Origin of the sequence: Faecalispora anaeroviscerum (genome assembly GCF_947568225.1) — a bacterium.
GTDB lineage: Bacteria > Bacillota > Clostridia > Oscillospirales > Acutalibacteraceae > Faecalispora > Faecalispora anaeroviscerum.
Genome location: NZ_CANOOQ010000001.1, coordinates 2,751,207 through 2,768,521, shown reverse-complemented (window position 1 = coordinate 2,768,521; position 17,315 = coordinate 2,751,207). Strand labels below are relative to the sequence as shown.

Sequence of the window (17,315 nt, the reverse complement as noted above, 5' to 3'; positions counted from 1 at the left end):
TTTACTCAAAGAAATACTCTACGCTGTAGGTGATGTTTGATTTCCCATACATGCAATTGTGATTTGTAAAATAATAGAACTCAAGCTTGGAATACAAACCACTGTTGAGGCTCTTTTCAAAGGTAATGCCGTTTGAAGTGGTGCCGTAGTCAAGCTGATCCCACTGCTTGGTCAGCACATTGTATCCACGCACTCGACCGTAATCATTGCCGTTGTGTCCACTGACCGGCGGAACAGTAAAGGTGTATTTGGTGATGGTTGCACCCTCAATACCGTTCTCCAAAATCGTAGAGTCGGGTCCTGTCAATGTCATACCACCACTGCCATTTCCGTCAGCCACAAAGAACACGATGGCTGCCCAAGGAGACTCTGCTCCCGTGCTGTCCACTGCTTTTACCCGAACCACATTTTTTCCAAGAGGATAGACATAACTTTCTGCTGGGCGATTTTCCCACACATAGGTGATGGCATCGCCGTCTGGATCAGTGCTGCTGGCGGTAATGGTTACCGCTGTTCCCGGTGTTACACTATTGCCGTTTGGTGTCCTTGTAATCACAGGGCGAGTGGGTGCAGAGTTTGCCACAGTAAATGTTTTGCTTACCCATTCGGAATAAGCTCCTGTGCTGTCCTTGGCACGGACACGAATGGTATGGGTTCCAACCGCATAATAGTTGTCGGCTGCTTTGTTTTCCCATTCCAAGGTAATAGCATCTCCATCAGCATCATTGCTTGTAGTAGAGATATTCACAAGGAACTTACCGTTTTTTACAGTACGGGTAGGTGTTGCTGTGAGTGTTACAGTAGGATTATTGCTCACAACAGTAAAGCTCTTTTCTATCCATTGGGAATATGCTCCGGCAATATCATTTGCACGTACCTTAATGGTGTGCGTACCAACAGCATAGTAATCGCCCTCGGTTCTGCCTTGCCATTCTAATGTAGCATCATCACCGTCTGAATCGGTGGCAACAGCAGTAATGTTTACAAGGAATTTGCCGTCTTTTACTGTTCTTGTCGGGGATGCGGTAAACGCGCTGATGGTAGGTGCGGCATTGATCACCTCAAAGGTTTTGTTTATCCATTCACCATAGGCTCCTGTGCTGTCCTTTGCTCGTACCTTGATTGTGTGCGTACCAACAGCATAGTAATCGCCCTCGGTTCTGCCTTGCCATTCCAATGTGGTGGTATCGCCGTCTGCATCGGTAGCATTGGCAGAAATCTTTACAAGGAATTTGCCGTCTTTTACTGTTCTTGTCGGTACTGCGTTAACTTCACTGATTACCGGCAGGGTGTTGGTCAGCGTGATGCTCTGGGAATAACGGCACTCTCTGCCCAAGATATCGGTGACAACCGCAGTCAGCGTAAATTCACCAATGTCATTGATTGCGATTGTTCCTCCATTCTTGGAAAGCTCGCCAACATAGGAGCAGGATTCACCATTCTTGCTTAAAGTCCATACCGCATTTGCTTGTTCTGTATGTTGAGATTTGCTGATTGCAACCTCGAAAGACTTGCCGTAATGCACTGTTGTGGGCATTGTAAAAGCAAAATCTACGATAGGCATAATGGTGATGCTTTCGCTGTGGGAATAGCTTCTGCCAAGAAGATCCACCATCTTGGCGGTCAGGACATATTCACCGTGAGAGGTAAAACGCACCTTTCCACCTAACTTATTAAGCTCCCCATCAGTAGCGGAGGATATTGCGATGCTCTTTCCGTTCTTAGTAAGTGACCACTCCATTGGCAGAGTATTGTTGTGACCACTGGTTCGAATGTCGATTTGGGTATCGGTGTAGGCAACCTCGGGGAGTTCGAAGCCAAGGGTCAGCACCGGCAGCACCTCGGTTTTGTTCTTAGGCTCAAAGAGGAATACTCTGCCTGTTTCATCGGTGGTTCTTGCCACAAGCTCATAAATTCCTGCTCGCTTAAAGTAAATATTTCCACCCTCGTTATTAAGATTTCCTGTAACAAAGGTGTCCCAGTCTTGATAACCGAAGCTGTTGTCTACAAGCCACTCCAAGCTAAGTCCGTCCAAGTCTGTGCCTGTGGTATTGATGGCTACCTTGGTATCGGTATGAATGAGCTTTGGCTGTGTATAGGTAACAGTGGGAACGGGATAGACCTTTGCTGCTTGCTCATAGGAATAGGCTCTGCCACCGTCATCGGTAAATGAGCATTTGAGGATATATTCGCCCTTATCCTTGAAACGGATATTGCCACCCTCATTGGTAAGTGTTCCTGTGATGGCATCAGATAGAGGAATTTCCTTGCCGTTTTTAGTGGCAGTCCAAGTGGCAATTTTCTCTCCGATTTCTGCAAGGGTGGTTTCCACCTTTACAGTATCATCAGTGTGGAGAATGCTCGGAATATAGAAGCCTACAGCACCCACAGGGTAGATGGTGATTTTTGCAGTATCAGTAAAGGTTCTACCAGTTTTATCCGTTAGGGCTACTATAAGTTGATAGACTCCTTTTTCCTTAAAACGAATGGTGCTGTCTGAGAGGCTCACATCGCCCTCAATTTGGCTTTGTAACTCCGCAGGCACACCATTCTTGGTCAGTGTCCAAGCTGCTGTCAAATCCTCTGTATTTTTGCTCTCTGTCTGTAAGGTGACTGCTTTATCGGTGTGGGAAATTGTAGGCAGTGTCAGCTTAATTTCGGCTACGGGATAGATGTCAATGTTTTTGGAAACAGTGGTTTCCTTGCCGATTTCATCTGTAATTTTGGCGGTTAATACATAACTGCCTTTTTCCTTAAACTGAATTGTTCCGCCTGCATGGGTAAGCTCACCGGCGATGGCTTTTTCAAGCTCAAGTGCCTTTCCGTCCTGTGTCAGCGACCATACCACAGTGTTCTGACCAAGGTTTTGGATTTTCAATTCTACAGGAATTGTTGTGTCGGTGTGTGCGGTTTTAGGCAGAGTAAAATCCATTGTAATTACGGGATATACCGTCACCGTTTGGCTATGAGTGCCCTCTCTGCCACGGCTGTTTTTAGCAGTAGCGGTAATGGTATATTTACCGACTTTCTTTGCTTTCAGTGTACCGCCATCCTTATTGAGTTCGCCCTCAAAGACGGAGGACAGCTCCACTGGAATTTCGTCCTTGGTGATGCTCCATGAAACCGAGCTTACATATTTGGCTTGGGGCGAAATCTTTACTTCCTCGCCTACATAGCTGTTTTTGGGAAGTGTAAAGCTAAACTGCGGAGCTGGGACATAGGACGAACCGCCACCGCCATTTCCACCACCACCGGAAGGCTTTTCATCCGGCTTGATCACAGGCGGCTTTTCCTGCTCTATTTTATCCTTGGCTTCTTCCTCTTTCACAAGCATTTCAAAGGCTTCGCCACGGGTAGCGTTATCGTTTGGCTTGGCTGTTTTGTCGGGGTAGCCCTTGATAATGAAATATTTTTCGCCAATGCAAAGATACATCCTATCCTCTTTTTCAAGGAGACTGATGTCAGTAAAATCAAGGTCACAAATGCAGTCCTTGCTATGGCAGTTATCGCCCAAGGCACGAACAAGCATTTTTACCATTTCTAAACGAGTTATTGGCTCGTTGGGTGAAAACAGCTTATTTTCATAATCATCGGTGTCGATAATTTTCTGCTGCACCAAATAGTGGATGCTTTGCTCTGCCCAGTGACCGCCAATATCGGTAAACGCAGCGGTATTTGCGTCTGCTTTAACGGTATCGGTCATCGTTCTTGCAAGCAAAGTAGCAAACTCTGCTCTTGTGATAATTTCATCGGGATGAACAAGCCCATCGGGAAATCCTGCAATTGCACCCTGCTCGGTGAGTGTTTTGATCGCATCTTCCGCCCAGTGTCCTTTGGCATCCTCAAAGTATCGGTGGGCAGCATAGGCGCTGCCCCCGAATACAGAGAGAACAAGGCAAAGGATAATGAGCAGAGAGGCGCTCTTTTTCAGCTTTTCTCTCATACTCTAATCCCCCTTAACCTGCGTAGTTGAACATTTCCTGAATTTTGGTTTTTAGCGTAGGCATAACCACATCTCCGAACAAAGCGTAAAGACCGGCAAGGAGCAGGCCGCCCAAAACCACAGCAATTAGAATTTTTACGGCACTATCGACATAATTTTCACCGCTGTTGTTCGCCACCGCAAGACGCATTTTATTCTTCTGAACCATAAGAAAGGTGGTTGCCTTAACGGCTGCATTGTTCACTGCATTCTTAGCCTTAGCGATCATGTTTTTAATGGTTTTCATAGTATTTTTCCTCCAATAATTTTATTTGGTTTATAGGTTTACATGGACATTTCGGGTTCGGTTTTCTGCTCCTGTTCATGGCTCTTTGCCATTTCCATCGATTGCTCATAGGCAGTTAAAACTGCATCGTTAAAGGCTTTTCGGCTTTCCTTGGTGATGGGGAAGAAAATATCGTCATATTCTCCCTTATGGTTTTTCACGCTGGGCATAGCCACAAAAAGCCCTTTGCTGCCCTCGATAATACGAATGTTCTTGATTGCAAAGGCACCGCCGATATTCACCGAGGCATAAGCCTTTACCTTGTCACCGCTTTGGGCGGGATTGACTCTTACATCAAGAGCCAAAGCATCGTTCTGCTTCATCTGTTTTCCTCCTGTTTTTTGAAATCGTTTTGTGGATACTGCATTTTTTTCTTAACCTCCGCAACACCATAGAAAATGTACACCATAGAAACTACGGCTACATTTTCATATCAAATTGCGGGGACTGCTCCTGTGCTTCAAAGCCAATCTCTTTAAATCCAAACCGATCCACATAATGAAATTCACTGCCGTTTTCGTCATACAGCTCCACTACATCGGACATGGAAAGAGAGTGACCCCTGTAGCCATCGGGGTGGTTGATGTTGCAAATCTCATAGATTGCATCAAGATTGTTGGTGGGCAAGCTGCCATCAAAGATCACTTCATAACTGTTCTTGTCCGGCTGCCCGAACTGCTTCTCAAATTCATCAAAGGAGATAAAGCGCATAGAAAAATCCGAATCGGATTTTAATTGCCAGATTCGGACATTCTTTAGGGATTCTTCATTTTTCATAAACTGTGATACATCCTCCTTCCTCGCAAGACTCTCAAAGATACCCTCAGAAAAGCAAGGCTGATACTTTTTATCTTTGCACCAAGCTAAGATTTCTTCACACTGAAACATGGTATCAATATTCGCCGTGCCATCCTTCAGATACCCTGAGGGGCTGCCATAATAGTAAATCAGGCTGTTTTTGAGTTTTACACTTTCCATGATTTCCTCCAATCTACTACATTTCAATCCCTCCCATCACAGGCGAGGACTGCTGTTGATTTGTCATCTCCTGCACTTTTTCTCTTGCCCAATCGGGGAGCAGCTCGGCTTTCAGCTCCCCGATATAGTCACTGCGGCCATACTGGCATTTTTCTCCGTCTGAAAGAAATCTGCCGAACACCTTTCTGCCGCTGGCCGTTGGACTGCAGCCAAAACCACCTTCACATAAAACAAGCTGATCACGAGGTGTCTTGTAATCGTCTTTTAAGCAGGTAGGATTGAGTACCATCACTCTGCCTGTGTAGTTAAGATGGGTTTTGTCGTTGCAGTGGGTGTAATTCCATAGATTGAGACTCTGATATTCCTTTCTCGCTTGGTTTACAAAGCCGTCAAGGACAGCGGGATGGCTGTCCACACGGAACTCGGCATTGGCATTCATACCGTTAATTTTATTTTCGGGGATATAGATACTCTTTGCCCACTCCTTGTTATCCCTCGAAAATCTGCCATCGTGGGACAGCTCTTGCAGGGTATTTGCAAGGACGAAGTTCACTCTGTCATAGCCAAACTCTGCAATCACCATTTTTGCAACATCGTGACCTAAGTGGTAACCGTCAAAATTGGCATTGATCGTGTCCTCAATAAAGTCAGCACAGCGGTTATTTTCTCGTAGAGATTCTTGGTACTGTTCCATTTCACCGTTTCGCTTGGCTTCGTTTAGACTGTAGGGATACACATATTTTTTATCCATGCAGAAGCTCCCCCTTTACCAAAAGTGCATCAAGTTCTCCGAGGCAGATACCATAATTGGAGAAAAGCTCAAGCAAGTGAGGCGGCACATCGGAGATGTCATGGTCGTACTCGGCAGGCTCAATGTGAATGATACCGGCATCTTCCTCCACAAAGGCATTCAGCTTTGTTCCTTCGGGGATTCCGGCAATCTCCAAAACCGCATCGGGCAAGTGGATACCCTCAAAGTCCAAATCCTCACAGTGACCGCAGTCATCGCACTCACCACAGTTTTTTGCCAAGATGGAGAGATACCCCTGTGTGATTTCCGCAAGGGAGTCAATGGTCTTAATCAGCTCCATTGCTGTCATTTTGGCATTGGCGATGACGATGGCGCCCTTTGTGTGGATGACTGCAATTTCATCTCCCAAGCCTGCTTTTGTAATTGCTTCATTGCTTACGGTTAAGCCCTTGTTTTGATTGTTTTTCATTGAAATTCCTTCTTTCTATAAAATAAAATTAAGCCTTCAAAGGTGATGAAGGCTCGTGGATGAGTTTGTATTCTCCTTCATTCAAAAGATTGATAAAAGAAAACAAGTTTAATTGGTGATTTTTCATTTGGAGATATGGTCTTGGGTCATAGTTGGTGATAATCAGTTCTTCATAAACATCTCCTTCCTTGTGGGACATACTGTTTGGTCTTGTAGTATGGAAAATATAGAAGTCTTGGTAAAGCTCTATAATTTCTGCTGAATTGTTGTAGCTGACCATGACATATCCCTGTGCTTTCTTAAGTGCATCTCTAAGCCTGATATGGTCGGCTTTTGGGAATGCCACGGCATAAAATCCCTCGGCATCATAGTACGGGGGATCGCAATAGATAAAGGCATTCGGTCTATCGTACTGCTTGATAAGGGCTTCAAAGTCCTTATTTTCAATGGTGACCTCCGAAAAGGCACGGTTAAACCGCCAAATATCCACAAAGAACCTGCGGACATCACATCGTTTGCCACCGTAGGTATCGCCATTGGCATTAAAGCTATAACGAAGCAGTTTGTAATAAATGGCGGCTCTCTTGATATCCTTTTCCTCTGCATTGGCAAGGAGCAGTTCCTTGGCTTCTGCTACACTTGGCGGCGAGAGCATAATTTCCGTGAGCTTTAACTCCTGCTTTAAATCTTCCTCGGTAAATTCTTCTTTTGCAATGAAACGCTTAAACACCTCAAAGTCATCACGGGCATTAAGGGTTAAAAAACCAATCTCACGAATGAGTGCAAGCGGCTTATCTCTGGCACACCGCATGAGATTCACAAGATTGGCATTGAAATCGTTATATACCTTTAGGGTACTTGGGGGACAGTCGAGGTTTAATGTCACTGTTCCGCTGCCACCAAACACATCAATGCTCCGTTCATACCTGGGCGGAGCAAGTAGGTTAATCAGCCACATGAGCTTGCCTTTGCCGCCCACCCAGCTGATAATGCTTTTCATCAATTTTTATCACCCCCTCAGATGAAAAACGGCACAAAAAAAGGCCGACTGCTCTGCTGTAAAAACAGCGGAACAATCGGCCTTAAATGCGGTTTTCTTTTTTCAGTTCTGTCAGCAAATAGAGCTTGCCATATACGGTAATCAGCGTTTGTTTACCGTGAAAGCCGTTCTTGCGAAAATCTTTAATTACAAACACGCCATCATGGACATAGGGCTGATAGGGAAGCACTTTTTGGTGTGTATCCCGATAGACATATTTGTTGTCCAAAAGAAATTGCGTGAATGCCATAGGCTTGATACCAAGCTCATGTGCGGTAATACGAAGATTGGTGAGCATTTCAGTTTCAATCAGCCTGTCATAATATTCACCCTTGGGTATAAGGACTGTGAGTTGCTGCTCTAATTCCTTGTTTTTCTGTGTTTCTGCAAGAAGCTGCTTGAGCAGAAGCTCCAAGCTGTCGGGGTTAGCCATAATTTCTTCAAGCTTTGGCATGGTGATGTATGCGCCATGCTTTCGGATGGAGGGCAGAACCTCGCCGGTTACCCAACGCTTGAACTTTTTAGCAGCAGGCAGCTTGCTGGACAGAATGAGCGAGTATAGACCGCTTTCATTGATAATAATTGGTTTCTGACTTCTGCCGATGGAGTCACGAATCGTTACCCCATCGGTTTTATCATCATCGTCCACATGATCAGCAATTGCTTTTCTTGTATTGCTATACTTCAAAATCTCAGCTATATCCCTACCCACAAACCAAGGCTCGCCGTCAATAAGCAGGGTTCGTACCTGCCCAAATTCCTCGTTTTCAAAAATCTTTATTTCATGCATTTCTATCTTCCTTTCCGTGAAAACAAAAAAGGCCGCCCCATCAGTGCATCTGCACCAATAGGACGGCCAATATTTTGGGATTCAGTTTTCTTGTCTTACATAGACATAGTCATTTCCACACAATCATTTTGCTTTTGAATTTGCTCAGACAGCTTGATTCCGTCATTGGGAATTAACATTCCATATGAAGTTTTGTCGATGCCGTTGTGCTTCATCAAGGCTTTACCATACCCATCTGTAGATAGGTAGTTGCTGATTTTCTCTTTCATGGGTAGGTCAAGGTTTTCCAATACCTTATCCACATAATCGGTGGCTGTGGTACAGCTACGGTCAAGGGTAAATTCATCCATATGCTCATAAACCACAATTGCTGTTTCAATATCCTTGCACTCCACAGTTTCAAGCATTGCCTTGAATTTTACAAGGTTGTCATTGTCAAACCGATTGATTCTTTCAGCAAGGTGATTTAGTGCATTAAAATCTTCATTGTCGCCATAGCAATCAGCAAGCTGTTGGACGATAAGGCTTTCATATCCGTAGAAGCAACAGTCATCCATACTTTTTGCACCTATTTCCTCCAAGGTTCTTAGAATATCCGCTTGGGCTGCGGGTAGCTTTAGGCTGATGGTATTTTGATCGTTTGGTTCATCACCTTGGGGCACAATGGCAATCTCCAATCGGAAGATGTAATCACAGGGCTTTGGCACAACAGGTTCTCCATTGTAGAACTGCTTGATTTCCTCGTTTTTTACGAAATACCCTACATAGGTGAACACTCCATGCTCTTGTTCACGCATTTCTTTACCGATTTTTTCTTTATCCAAGTGGTCACATACCCAGTCATACTGCTCATCGGAAAGGCTCTCCAAGTCGGCAAGCTGTGGAAGCAGTTCATTGTCGATGTAGAATTCACCGATTTCCTTATCGGTAGTGGCAGGAGCATGATGACAGTCGAGAGTGGGAGCATTAAGGGCAAGGTTGGTGATCTCTTTCATTTGAGGATATTCAGGGTTATAGCATTCCACAAGACCTGCAAATTGCAGCTGTTCATGCTCCTGCATTTTATCTATCAAGGTGGAAAAATAGTTCATCTCATAAAGGCTGCAGGATTGTATTTCCCTTCCTTGAAGAAGATCCACATCTCCAAGGAAGTATTTAACATTAACAGCACAGCTCTCGTTGGTGCCGTTTATCATCTGCAAGCAATCCGCTAATTCCTCATAGCTTGCAGGAAGCTCAATATCTGCAAAGGCTTCGTTTTCGGGGTTGTAGACTTGTGCTTTTAAGACTCTCATAGGCTCATACCTCCCATCTCCATTTTAGAGGTTTCCATTTCCTGTTCTTCGGGTTTTGAGATAACCTTGAAGCTGTCCTCACCAACCATCACTCCAAGACCACTCCCATTTTGCCATTTCATATGCAAGGTGCCAATATCGTCAGTTCCAATTACTTCACCACGCATACCTTGCTTGATGGGGTGGTAGGAGTCATCCATATCTGCTGTCAGTTCAATGACCGTACCAATGGGGTACTGCTCCTTGATTTTATTTACCTGTTCTTGTGTGGGAAATCCACGCATTTTACATCCCTCCCATAGTCAGTTCTTGTTTTGGCTCACTGATACCAAGTTCTTCGGCAGTTTGCAAGCTCCAATTTTTGCTTTGCCAGAAGCTCACATAAATCTCTTTTCCGTTACATTTGATTTCTCTTTGCTCAAAACCCTCACACCAGCCATCACTGGCTTGCCCGGAAATTTCTTCTTTTATTTTCTCCATTTCCTTATCCTCAAGAGGAGCATTTAACACTAAGGTGGCTATACCCATAAGCTTGCCACGAACATTTTCAACAGAGAAATCATAGCGTTTTACCTTGGCATTAACCGAATCATTTTCACCATAATACTTCATCAGCCCACGCTCTTTTTCTTCCGGCAGACTGTTATGTTCAATGGCTTCTAAAATTTCTTCTTCATATTCAGCAAGTTCTTCGGGATATACTTCTATTTCAAAATCCACTTGATACAGATCACCATAATCATTTTCATCATAGTAGGTGGTGGCTCTAAGGGGCATATACAGCTTAAGCGTTTGGGTTTCCTGCGGTTCAACCTCTATGCCGATTTCCGAAAGCATATTGGTAAGCTCCATATTGTAGCCGTGGTAGAGAATGTATCCTTGATCAGTGAAAACTCCGTTTTCCCATTTCAGCCTGTGACTTCCATATTTCTCAAAGTCGATGTATTCTTCAAGGTTTTCATCATACTCAAAGTGACCGCTGTCTATGATCATATATCTGCCATAGTCCTTTGCGGTATGGATGCCGTGGAAGATTTCAAACTCATGAAGGCTGTTCATAATGGTATTTACATCTTTTACTGTGCGAGGCTCAAGGCATTCTACAAGGGCATCAAGATATGGCTTTTCCCTTGTCCCAAGCTCTGCATACTTTTCGCTGAAATAGGATAGCTGCATCAACTTATTTTCAATCGGCTCTCCCTCTGTAATAGATGCGAGAATTTGGTCGGTTAAAAATTCACTATCAAGCTCTACATCACATTCGGATGTAGAGACAGCTCCAAGCCGTTCCATTGCTTTATTCAGTTCGCTTTCAGCAAAGGGCAGATAGAGATATTCCTTGACGCTGTCTTTGCTGATTGTGACGGTTCCCATATTATCGTCCCATAAATAGTCGGGGAAGTGGCTGCCGTCATACACTTGCTCATACTGATTTTTGTTTCTATAGAGAATGCCATATGGGGTAACTATGGGATTGGGGTTATCGGCAAGCACCTTTTTGAAATAGCCTTCGCCATCCAGTCGGTTTAATTCCTCCATAGTTACTCCACCTTGCTGGGTGAGGTACATATCCTTACCTATGGAATCAAGGTCGCTAAAATCCCTCACAACGCTGTAACAGTGGGTATTAAAAGTGTGGTTGATGAGCCTGTCGATGTCATTGTTCTTTTCGCTGTAGGCTACGGCATAAAAAGTAGTTAATTCATTTTTGTCGAAGCTGTCCAACCTTTTTGCAAGATAGTTTAACTTATCAAGGTTATAGGTTTTTCCCGAGAGAAGTGCATTGGCACGGTCATTCAGATAAACATAGTCTACTGTGATCTCTGTTTTGGAATTGTTTGTGGTGTCAAGGCCCTTGCAAAACTCTGCAATTTTTTCCTCTCTGCAAGGTAATTCAAGACCTGTCAGACCATGTTCGGTTTTAATTCTAATATTCAATTATTGTTCCTCCATTTCTGATTTAGGGCGTAAAAAATGAGCCACTCCTTTTGGTGAAGTGACTCATCTATTTAAGCTTCATATAGATTTATAATTTGCAATTGTTTATGCTCTGCATACTTTACGGTGTAAGCAGTCCCTCCACCGCTTCCATCATAGTAGCAAATCAGTCTGCTGCTATGATTCACCATGTAGCGATTACGCTCATGGTAGCAGCCTTGCTTGTAGTGGGTATTTAATGTTATGACCTCATCACACTGGGGAAGGGTGTCATAATAGATTTCTCTGTCTGATTCTTTCCAGCGTGCAGCCTGTTCCTCAAATGGAACTACTGCAATTAGCTTAATGTTTTTGGGGTCACTCATTTTGATCACTCGTTTTCGCTTTGCCACAATATCTGCACACATCAAATCGAAGCCATAGCAAGCACCGAAGTAGAAGGTGTCGATGCCGTTTTCAATTGCCCTGTCGATTTTCTCCCATAGTCCTAATTTCAATGTTTCCAGTTGTTCTGCCGTTTTCGGTAGTTTTTCGCTCCTATGTCCTGTGAAGCATAGGGAATGTTCTTTTAACTGCATAATATCTCTCCTTTCGCATAATACTATATACATAGTATCTATATAAATGTAAATAGTCAAGATGTAATCTTACATATAGACTATATGTAGAGAGGTGAATAATATGGATAATACTAACTCGATTTTTGAAATGAAAGATTATGGCAAAATTAACTTCCATGTAAAAGAAATCATGGATGCAAAAAATATGACACGGAGTAAGCTGTCTAAGCTTGCCAATGTTCGGTTTGAAGTAGCTGATAAATGGTACAATGGTAATATCGAGCGAATGGATATTGATGTACTCACTCGTATCTGCTATGTTTTGGATTGCAGTATTACTGATTTAATGAGCTATGAAAAATAGGGACTACTAAAGTCCAATATTATTTTGTGCTATGTGGCTCCCATTCTTTGCAATTAAGACACCATGAATAATTGCCCGAAATGCAAAATTGCCGATGAGCTGTTCATCGGCAATTTCATTTATATGGATATATTCTTTTCCTGTAGCAATTGTTCTCGCTGTCTGATACAACGCATAGCCATCCGTACTGATCCCTCGCAGGGGAATATCCATTAAACTTACCTCGTCGGAATGGATATTCCCCAAGGCACGATTCCATAAATCCTCATCGGCAGAAATCAGATAGATTATCGCACAAACCTTCTTAGAGGTATGGGGTTTGCAGATGGTCATAAATCTTTGCTCGTGGGCAGGTGTTAAAAACCACCCACCATTAAAGCTCTGAATGAGTTTTTGCAATCGCTTGTTCAAGTAGCGATGACGAAAGGTTCCAAAACAATTTTTTACCAATCTTTTATAGGTTGCATTACTTTGGCTGCTCTCAGCCGTTAAATTTTCCATAATAATCAGTCCTCTCTTTCTTGGGGTGAAATTTGGCACAAGCATCATCATCTGTTCAAATTCAGAAAATCTTGTGCCGTATAAAAAATATCTTGACATTTGAAAAACTCCTTTCTTCAAAATTTATGGCATAAAAAATAGGCAGTGGATTTTATAATTATCCACTGCCTATTTGCGTGCGTACTATTCAATTTTATCGGTACATCTTATGAAATACCCTATGTCATCTATATTTTCGCTGTTTTTTAGAGGTCAAAAACGGCACTTTTTAGCCTGTTTTTTAGCCCCAAAACCACCCGAAAACCACTACATGTTGTGGTTTAACCCTCGTTTTTTGTCTTGTCAACACAATACGTCATCAGAATTATCGCTTCTACGTGCTTCGTCCTTGGGAACATGTCCACGGGGGTAGCCGGACCGGCGGCGTAGCCGAGCTCATGGAAGAGTTTCAGATCGCGCGCAAGGGTGGCAGGATCGCAGGAAACATAAACGATACGCGACGGAGTCATATCGGCCACGGTACGGACCAGTTCTGGCGAGCAGCCCTTTCTGGGAGGATCGAGAACCACAACATCGGGGCGCTCTCCTCGCTGCACCAGAAGCTGCGCAGCTTCTACGGCATCCCCACAGAGGAATTCCGCGTTTTCAATGCCGTTCAGTTGCGCATTTTCGCGGGCATTTGCTACCGCCTGCTCCACCGACTCAACACCAATGACGCGGCCGGCGCGGCTTGCCATCGAAAGTCCGATCGTACCGGTACCGCAGTACAGATCCAGCACGGTTTCTTTCCCGGTGAGGCCGGCATATTCGCCTGCCAGCGCATACAACCGCTCAGCCTGGGCGTGATTCACCTGATAGAAGGAAATCGGAGAAATCCGGAATCGCAGCCCGCACATCTCGTCAGTCAAAAAATCCTGCCCCCAGACCGTTCGAAAGCGCCTGCCCAGCACAACGTTGGTATCCTCTCTGTTATTGTTAATCAGTACGCTTTTCAGGCCATCCACCCTTTGGCGAAGCAATTCTGCAAGCGAATCCTCCCCCTTCAGGCCGTTCCCATTGACCACGATACAGACCATCACCTCGCCGGTACCCTGTGCCATGCGCAGGTACAAGTGACGCAGCTTGCCATGATGCGTGGTTTCGTCATAGACGCTCTCTTCGCTTTGTCGCGCCCATTCCAGAAACGCGTCCAGCGCCTGCCCAAACGGCTTTGGCTGCAGGGCACAGCAGTCGCACCCCACAATGCGGTGGCTGTGGTTAGCATAAAAGCCTGCTATCAAATTTCCCTGCTTGTCCTGCCCAATCGGAATTTGCGCTTTATTGCGGTAGCCGTCGGTATACTCCGCCCCAACAATCGGTTGGATATCCGGATTCTGCAGCCCGCCAATCCGCTCCATGGCGTCGCGCACCCGGCTTTCCTTTGCCCGCAGTTCCTCGGCGTAGGTAATATGGCGGAACGCGCAGCCGCCGCACTGCAAAAAGCTGGGACAGTCCGGGGGAATCCGTTCGGAAGACGGCTCGAGTATTTCTTCAATTTTTCCGAAGGCATACGTTTTGGCCGTTTTTAAAATGCGAACCCTCAAGCGGTCACCGGCCGCCGCGCCGGGAACAAATACGGCAATTCCTTCCGCCCGGCCCACGCCGCTGCCCTCTGCGGTCATTCCGGTGATTTTCATTTCAACTATCTCATTCTTTTTCAAAAGCATCGTTTTCTCTCCGATCGTTTTTTCACTCTGATCCAAAATCACTGATAAAAACAAATGATTTATAATTACGATATCTCCCCCGACTTCGGTGAGGGAGATATCTCTGTTTTTATCTTTTCACAACAGATGTATTTCTTCCAAAAGTTTAGCATTTTATCGGGTCAAATACAAGAAAAGAAAATTATGTAAAATATTTTTCCTTTTTGAATATTCTCATGTAATGTGTCAATCATAATAAATATTAAATCGGTTTTCCATGCAATTTATGAAAAAAGCAGATTCATTATTAACCTTTTGTTAAATTCTTGACTTTACTGGATTTAGTGGTTTATACTAGGAATAAAGAAAAAAGATTTTTTTGAAATCTCCCTTAATTTGTTTATAAGACCACGGCGGATGCCGTACCTTTTTCAATACAACTCCTCCCCAAAAAGGCTGAAACCGGTAACTATTTACCGGTTTCAGCCTTTTTATTATGCCATCTGTCAATTTTTTCTCACATTCCGGCACACACACCGGCAGTCACACTGCCACTTGCCAATCATCTTTTCATCAAAACTTCGGCTTGCGTTGGTTTTTTGCATGAAGGCAGACTAGCTTCCTGCAAAAATACACAAAAATAAGATTCATTTTTAAATTTTATCATTATTTGCACAATCCCAAATAGGGTAAACTTGCAAAAACCGCACACAGGCAGCAAAAAGCAGGAAAAAATTACTCTGCAAAGAGCAGCCGGGCGCTTCGAACAGGAAAAAATCCGTCATTCCGCAGACAGCGGCAAACGAACCGTAAACGTGCTGCCCTTGCCGACTTCGCTCTCCACACTTACCTCACCGTGGTACAGCGCCGCCAGATGCTTTACGATGGAAAGGCCCAGGCCCGTGCCGCCGATTTCGCGCGAACGGCTTGTGTCGACCCGGTAGAACCGTTCAAACAGCCGATCCAAATGCTCCGGGGCAATCCCAATTCCCGTATCACGCACCCGCACAATTGCCATATGCCGCTGCTGCCGGGCCGTGACCGTTACCGTACCTTGCGGGACGTTGTACTTAATCGCATTTTCGATTAAATTACCGAACAACTGGCCAATGCGTGTGGGAGAACAGTCGCAATACAGCGAAGGGTCTGCGTCCAGCTCCAGCACAACCGAAGTCTTTTCGGCCACGGTGCGCAGCCGCTCTACGGTGGCTGTCAGCTCCTCCTGTAAATTGCAGCGGCGTGCCGAAGGATCGTCTTTGGCGTTTTCAATCTGTGAAAGCACCAGCATATCGTCGATCAGGTGGTGCAGGCGCTCTGCCTCAATATCCAGTACATCGTAAAAATACCGGCGGGTTTCTTCATCCCGGTCTCCACTGCGCAAAAGCTCGATACTCCCGCGAATCGAGGTCAGCGGTGTTTTCAGCTCATGGGTCACGTTGGCTACAAACTCGCTGCGCAGCTGTTCCAGCCGGCGCATGCGGGTCACATCGGCTATTACCGCCACCACCTCGCCGTCCTCCCGCTTGCCGGGGATCGGAGCGATATACACGGTATACTGCTGTTCCTTCGGGCCGCCGGTCGTCAGCGTTACGCGGCGCACGTCCTCTTGCTCCCCCTGCTTTTCGGCACTGCGCATTTGGTCGGCAAGCTGGCGGATGAGAAGGCTTCCGTCCAGAACTCCACCCTCCTTCAGGTCTCGGGCATTCAGCAGCTCACGCGCGCGCTGGTTGAGAAACACGATCCGATTCTCGCGGTCAATGCACAGCACGCCGTCATCCATCCCCTGAAGCACGCCTTCCAGCTGCTCCTGCTTTTTCTGTGTCTGAAGCACGGCCCGCTCGGTGCTTTCCGCCATCACATTAAACGAATGGGTCAGATCTCCAATTTCACCAGTATACTGCCCCTGCATGCGCCCCGAAAGGTCGCCTTCTGAAATACGCCGCGCCACTTTCGTTAAATTCCGGATGGGCAGGGTGAAGCGATCTGCCATAAACCAGGTAACCGTGCAGATCAGGATCAGGCCCAGCAGCAAACTGAGCAGAGAGCCGACCCAGAATTTCCCCGTCACACGGTCCAGATCCGCAATCGAAAGCGCCGCGCGCAAATACCCTTGCCCCGCCAGCTGAACCGCCGCATAATAAAAACGCTCGCCACGATTTTCGGAAAGACGCACATCGTACCCGCGCCCCGATTTCGCCGCCGCGACAATCTCCGGCCGGTTCAAGTGATTGCCTTTGATGGTGTCGTCATCCACATTCCCCGGCTGCTCGCTGTCCCCCAGCACATTCCCTTTTGAATCGAGTACGGTAATACGGATCTGCTGCCCCACAGCCGACAGGCGGTCGCTTTCGTCCCGGGCGTATTTCTGGGGATTCTCCCAGATTTTGCTGCCCTGCGTCTCCATGATTGCCAAAGAAACATCGAGCCGCTTCGTAAACTCCTCCTGATACTGCTTCTGCACCAGCAGTGCCACGAGCGCAAACGCCAGGAAAAAGCCCGCGCAGAGGATGATCGCGCTCGACAGCATCAGCCTCTGCTTGACAGAGCCATTCAATAGATGGATACGGATGCGTTTTTTCTGTTTCACCCGCAAATCCCTCCTTTTCTGTTGGGAAAAGCATATCACTTTTCCAGAAAATATGCTATGATAATAAGAGTTTTCATTGCTGTACAACGA

The 17,315-nt window shown here is 45.5% G+C and carries 16 protein-coding genes; 1 reads left to right on the top strand and 15 read right to left on the bottom strand.

What is annotated here, in order from left to right; all coding sequences use genetic code 11:
• Nucleotide 1: 1 nt before the first annotated feature.
• The 12 genes from QOS46_RS13545 to QOS46_RS13490 form a co-directional block, all read right to left on the bottom strand.
• Nucleotides 2-3,943: an S-layer homology domain-containing protein gene (locus tag QOS46_RS13545; protein ID WP_283610531.1), complete on the bottom strand. Its 3,942-nt coding sequence runs from the start codon at nt 3,941-3,943 to the stop codon at nt 2-4.
• A gap of 13 nt (nt 3,944-3,956) precedes the next feature.
• Nucleotides 3,957-4,229, bottom strand: coding sequence for a DUF6133 family protein (locus tag QOS46_RS13540; RefSeq protein ID WP_331654250.1), 273 nt, complete (start codon nt 4,227-4,229; stop codon nt 3,957-3,959).
• A gap of 38 nt (nt 4,230-4,267) precedes the next feature.
• On the bottom strand, nt 4,268-4,591 hold the full coding sequence (locus QOS46_RS13535; protein WP_283610530.1) for a SpoVG family protein: 324 nt from the start codon (nt 4,589-4,591) through the stop codon (nt 4,268-4,270).
• Between the two features lie 97 nt (nt 4,592-4,688).
• Entirely contained in the window at nt 4,689-5,246 is a 558-nt protein-coding gene (locus QOS46_RS13530; protein WP_283610529.1) for a YodL domain-containing protein, read from the bottom strand.
• A gap of 16 nt (nt 5,247-5,262) precedes the next feature.
• Nucleotides 5,263-5,997 carry a DUF3849 domain-containing protein gene (locus QOS46_RS13525; RefSeq protein ID WP_283610528.1) on the bottom strand — a complete coding sequence of 245 codons (735 nt, stop codon included), beginning with the start codon at nt 5,995-5,997 and terminating at the stop codon, nt 5,263-5,265.
• Nucleotides 5,990-6,466 (bottom strand): hypothetical protein, encoded by a 477-nt coding sequence (locus tag QOS46_RS13520; protein ID WP_283610527.1) that lies wholly within the window; start codon nt 6,464-6,466, stop codon nt 5,990-5,992. The genes QOS46_RS13525 and QOS46_RS13520 overlap by 8 nt, the downstream gene beginning before the upstream one ends.
• A 28-nt stretch (nt 6,467-6,494) precedes the next feature.
• Nucleotides 6,495-7,466, bottom strand: coding sequence for a DNA adenine methylase (locus QOS46_RS13515; protein ID WP_283610852.1), 972 nt, complete (start codon nt 7,464-7,466; stop codon nt 6,495-6,497).
• An 82-nt stretch (nt 7,467-7,548) separates the two neighbouring features.
• Nucleotides 7,549-8,295, bottom strand: a complete 747-nt coding sequence (locus QOS46_RS13510) for a phage antirepressor (protein ID WP_283610526.1) — start codon at nt 8,293-8,295, stop codon at nt 7,549-7,551.
• Nucleotides 8,296-8,390: 95 nt separating this feature from the next.
• Nucleotides 8,391-9,590 (bottom strand): hypothetical protein, encoded by a 1,200-nt coding sequence (locus QOS46_RS13505; RefSeq protein ID WP_283610524.1) that lies wholly within the window; start codon nt 9,588-9,590, stop codon nt 8,391-8,393.
• The gene (locus tag QOS46_RS13500; protein ID WP_283610523.1) at nt 9,587-9,874 is read right to left on the bottom strand and encodes a DUF4314 domain-containing protein; all 288 of its coding nucleotides are present in this window, start codon (nt 9,872-9,874) and stop codon (nt 9,587-9,589) included. The genes QOS46_RS13505 and QOS46_RS13500 overlap by 4 nt, the downstream gene beginning before the upstream one ends.
• 1 nt (nt 9,875) lies before the next feature.
• Nucleotides 9,876-11,528 carry an antirestriction protein ArdA gene (locus QOS46_RS13495; RefSeq protein WP_283610520.1) on the bottom strand — a complete coding sequence of 551 codons (1,653 nt, stop codon included), beginning with the start codon at nt 11,526-11,528 and terminating at the stop codon, nt 9,876-9,878.
• Between the two features lie 71 nt (nt 11,529-11,599).
• Complete coding sequence (locus QOS46_RS13490; protein WP_283610519.1) at nt 11,600-12,106, bottom strand: SLOG family protein; 507 nt, start codon at nt 12,104-12,106, stop codon at nt 11,600-11,602.
• A gap of 103 nt (nt 12,107-12,209) precedes the next feature.
• On the opposite strand from QOS46_RS13490, the gene QOS46_RS13485 reads away from it, so the two are divergent.
• Complete coding sequence (locus tag QOS46_RS13485) at nt 12,210-12,452, top strand: helix-turn-helix domain-containing protein (RefSeq protein WP_283610516.1); 243 nt, start codon at nt 12,210-12,212, stop codon at nt 12,450-12,452.
• A gap of 6 nt (nt 12,453-12,458) precedes the next feature.
• Here the strand turns inward: QOS46_RS13485 and QOS46_RS13480 are convergent, their stop codons facing one another.
• The 3 genes from QOS46_RS13480 to QOS46_RS13470 all read right to left on the bottom strand — a co-directional run bounded on the left by QOS46_RS13480 (nt 12,459) and on the right by QOS46_RS13470 (nt 17,225).
• Nucleotides 12,459-13,052 (bottom strand): hypothetical protein, encoded by a 594-nt coding sequence (locus tag QOS46_RS13480; RefSeq protein ID WP_283610515.1) that lies wholly within the window; start codon nt 13,050-13,052, stop codon nt 12,459-12,461.
• Between the two features lie 221 nt (nt 13,053-13,273).
• Nucleotides 13,274-14,659 (bottom strand): 23S rRNA (uracil(1939)-C(5))-methyltransferase RlmD, encoded by a 1,386-nt coding sequence (gene rlmD, locus QOS46_RS13475; protein ID WP_283610514.1) that lies wholly within the window; start codon nt 14,657-14,659, stop codon nt 13,274-13,276.
• Nucleotides 14,660-15,419: 760 nt separating this feature from the next.
• Nucleotides 15,420-17,225, bottom strand: coding sequence for an ATP-binding protein (locus QOS46_RS13470; RefSeq protein ID WP_283610512.1), 1,806 nt, complete (start codon nt 17,223-17,225; stop codon nt 15,420-15,422).
• Nucleotides 17,226-17,315 lie beyond the last annotated feature (90 nt).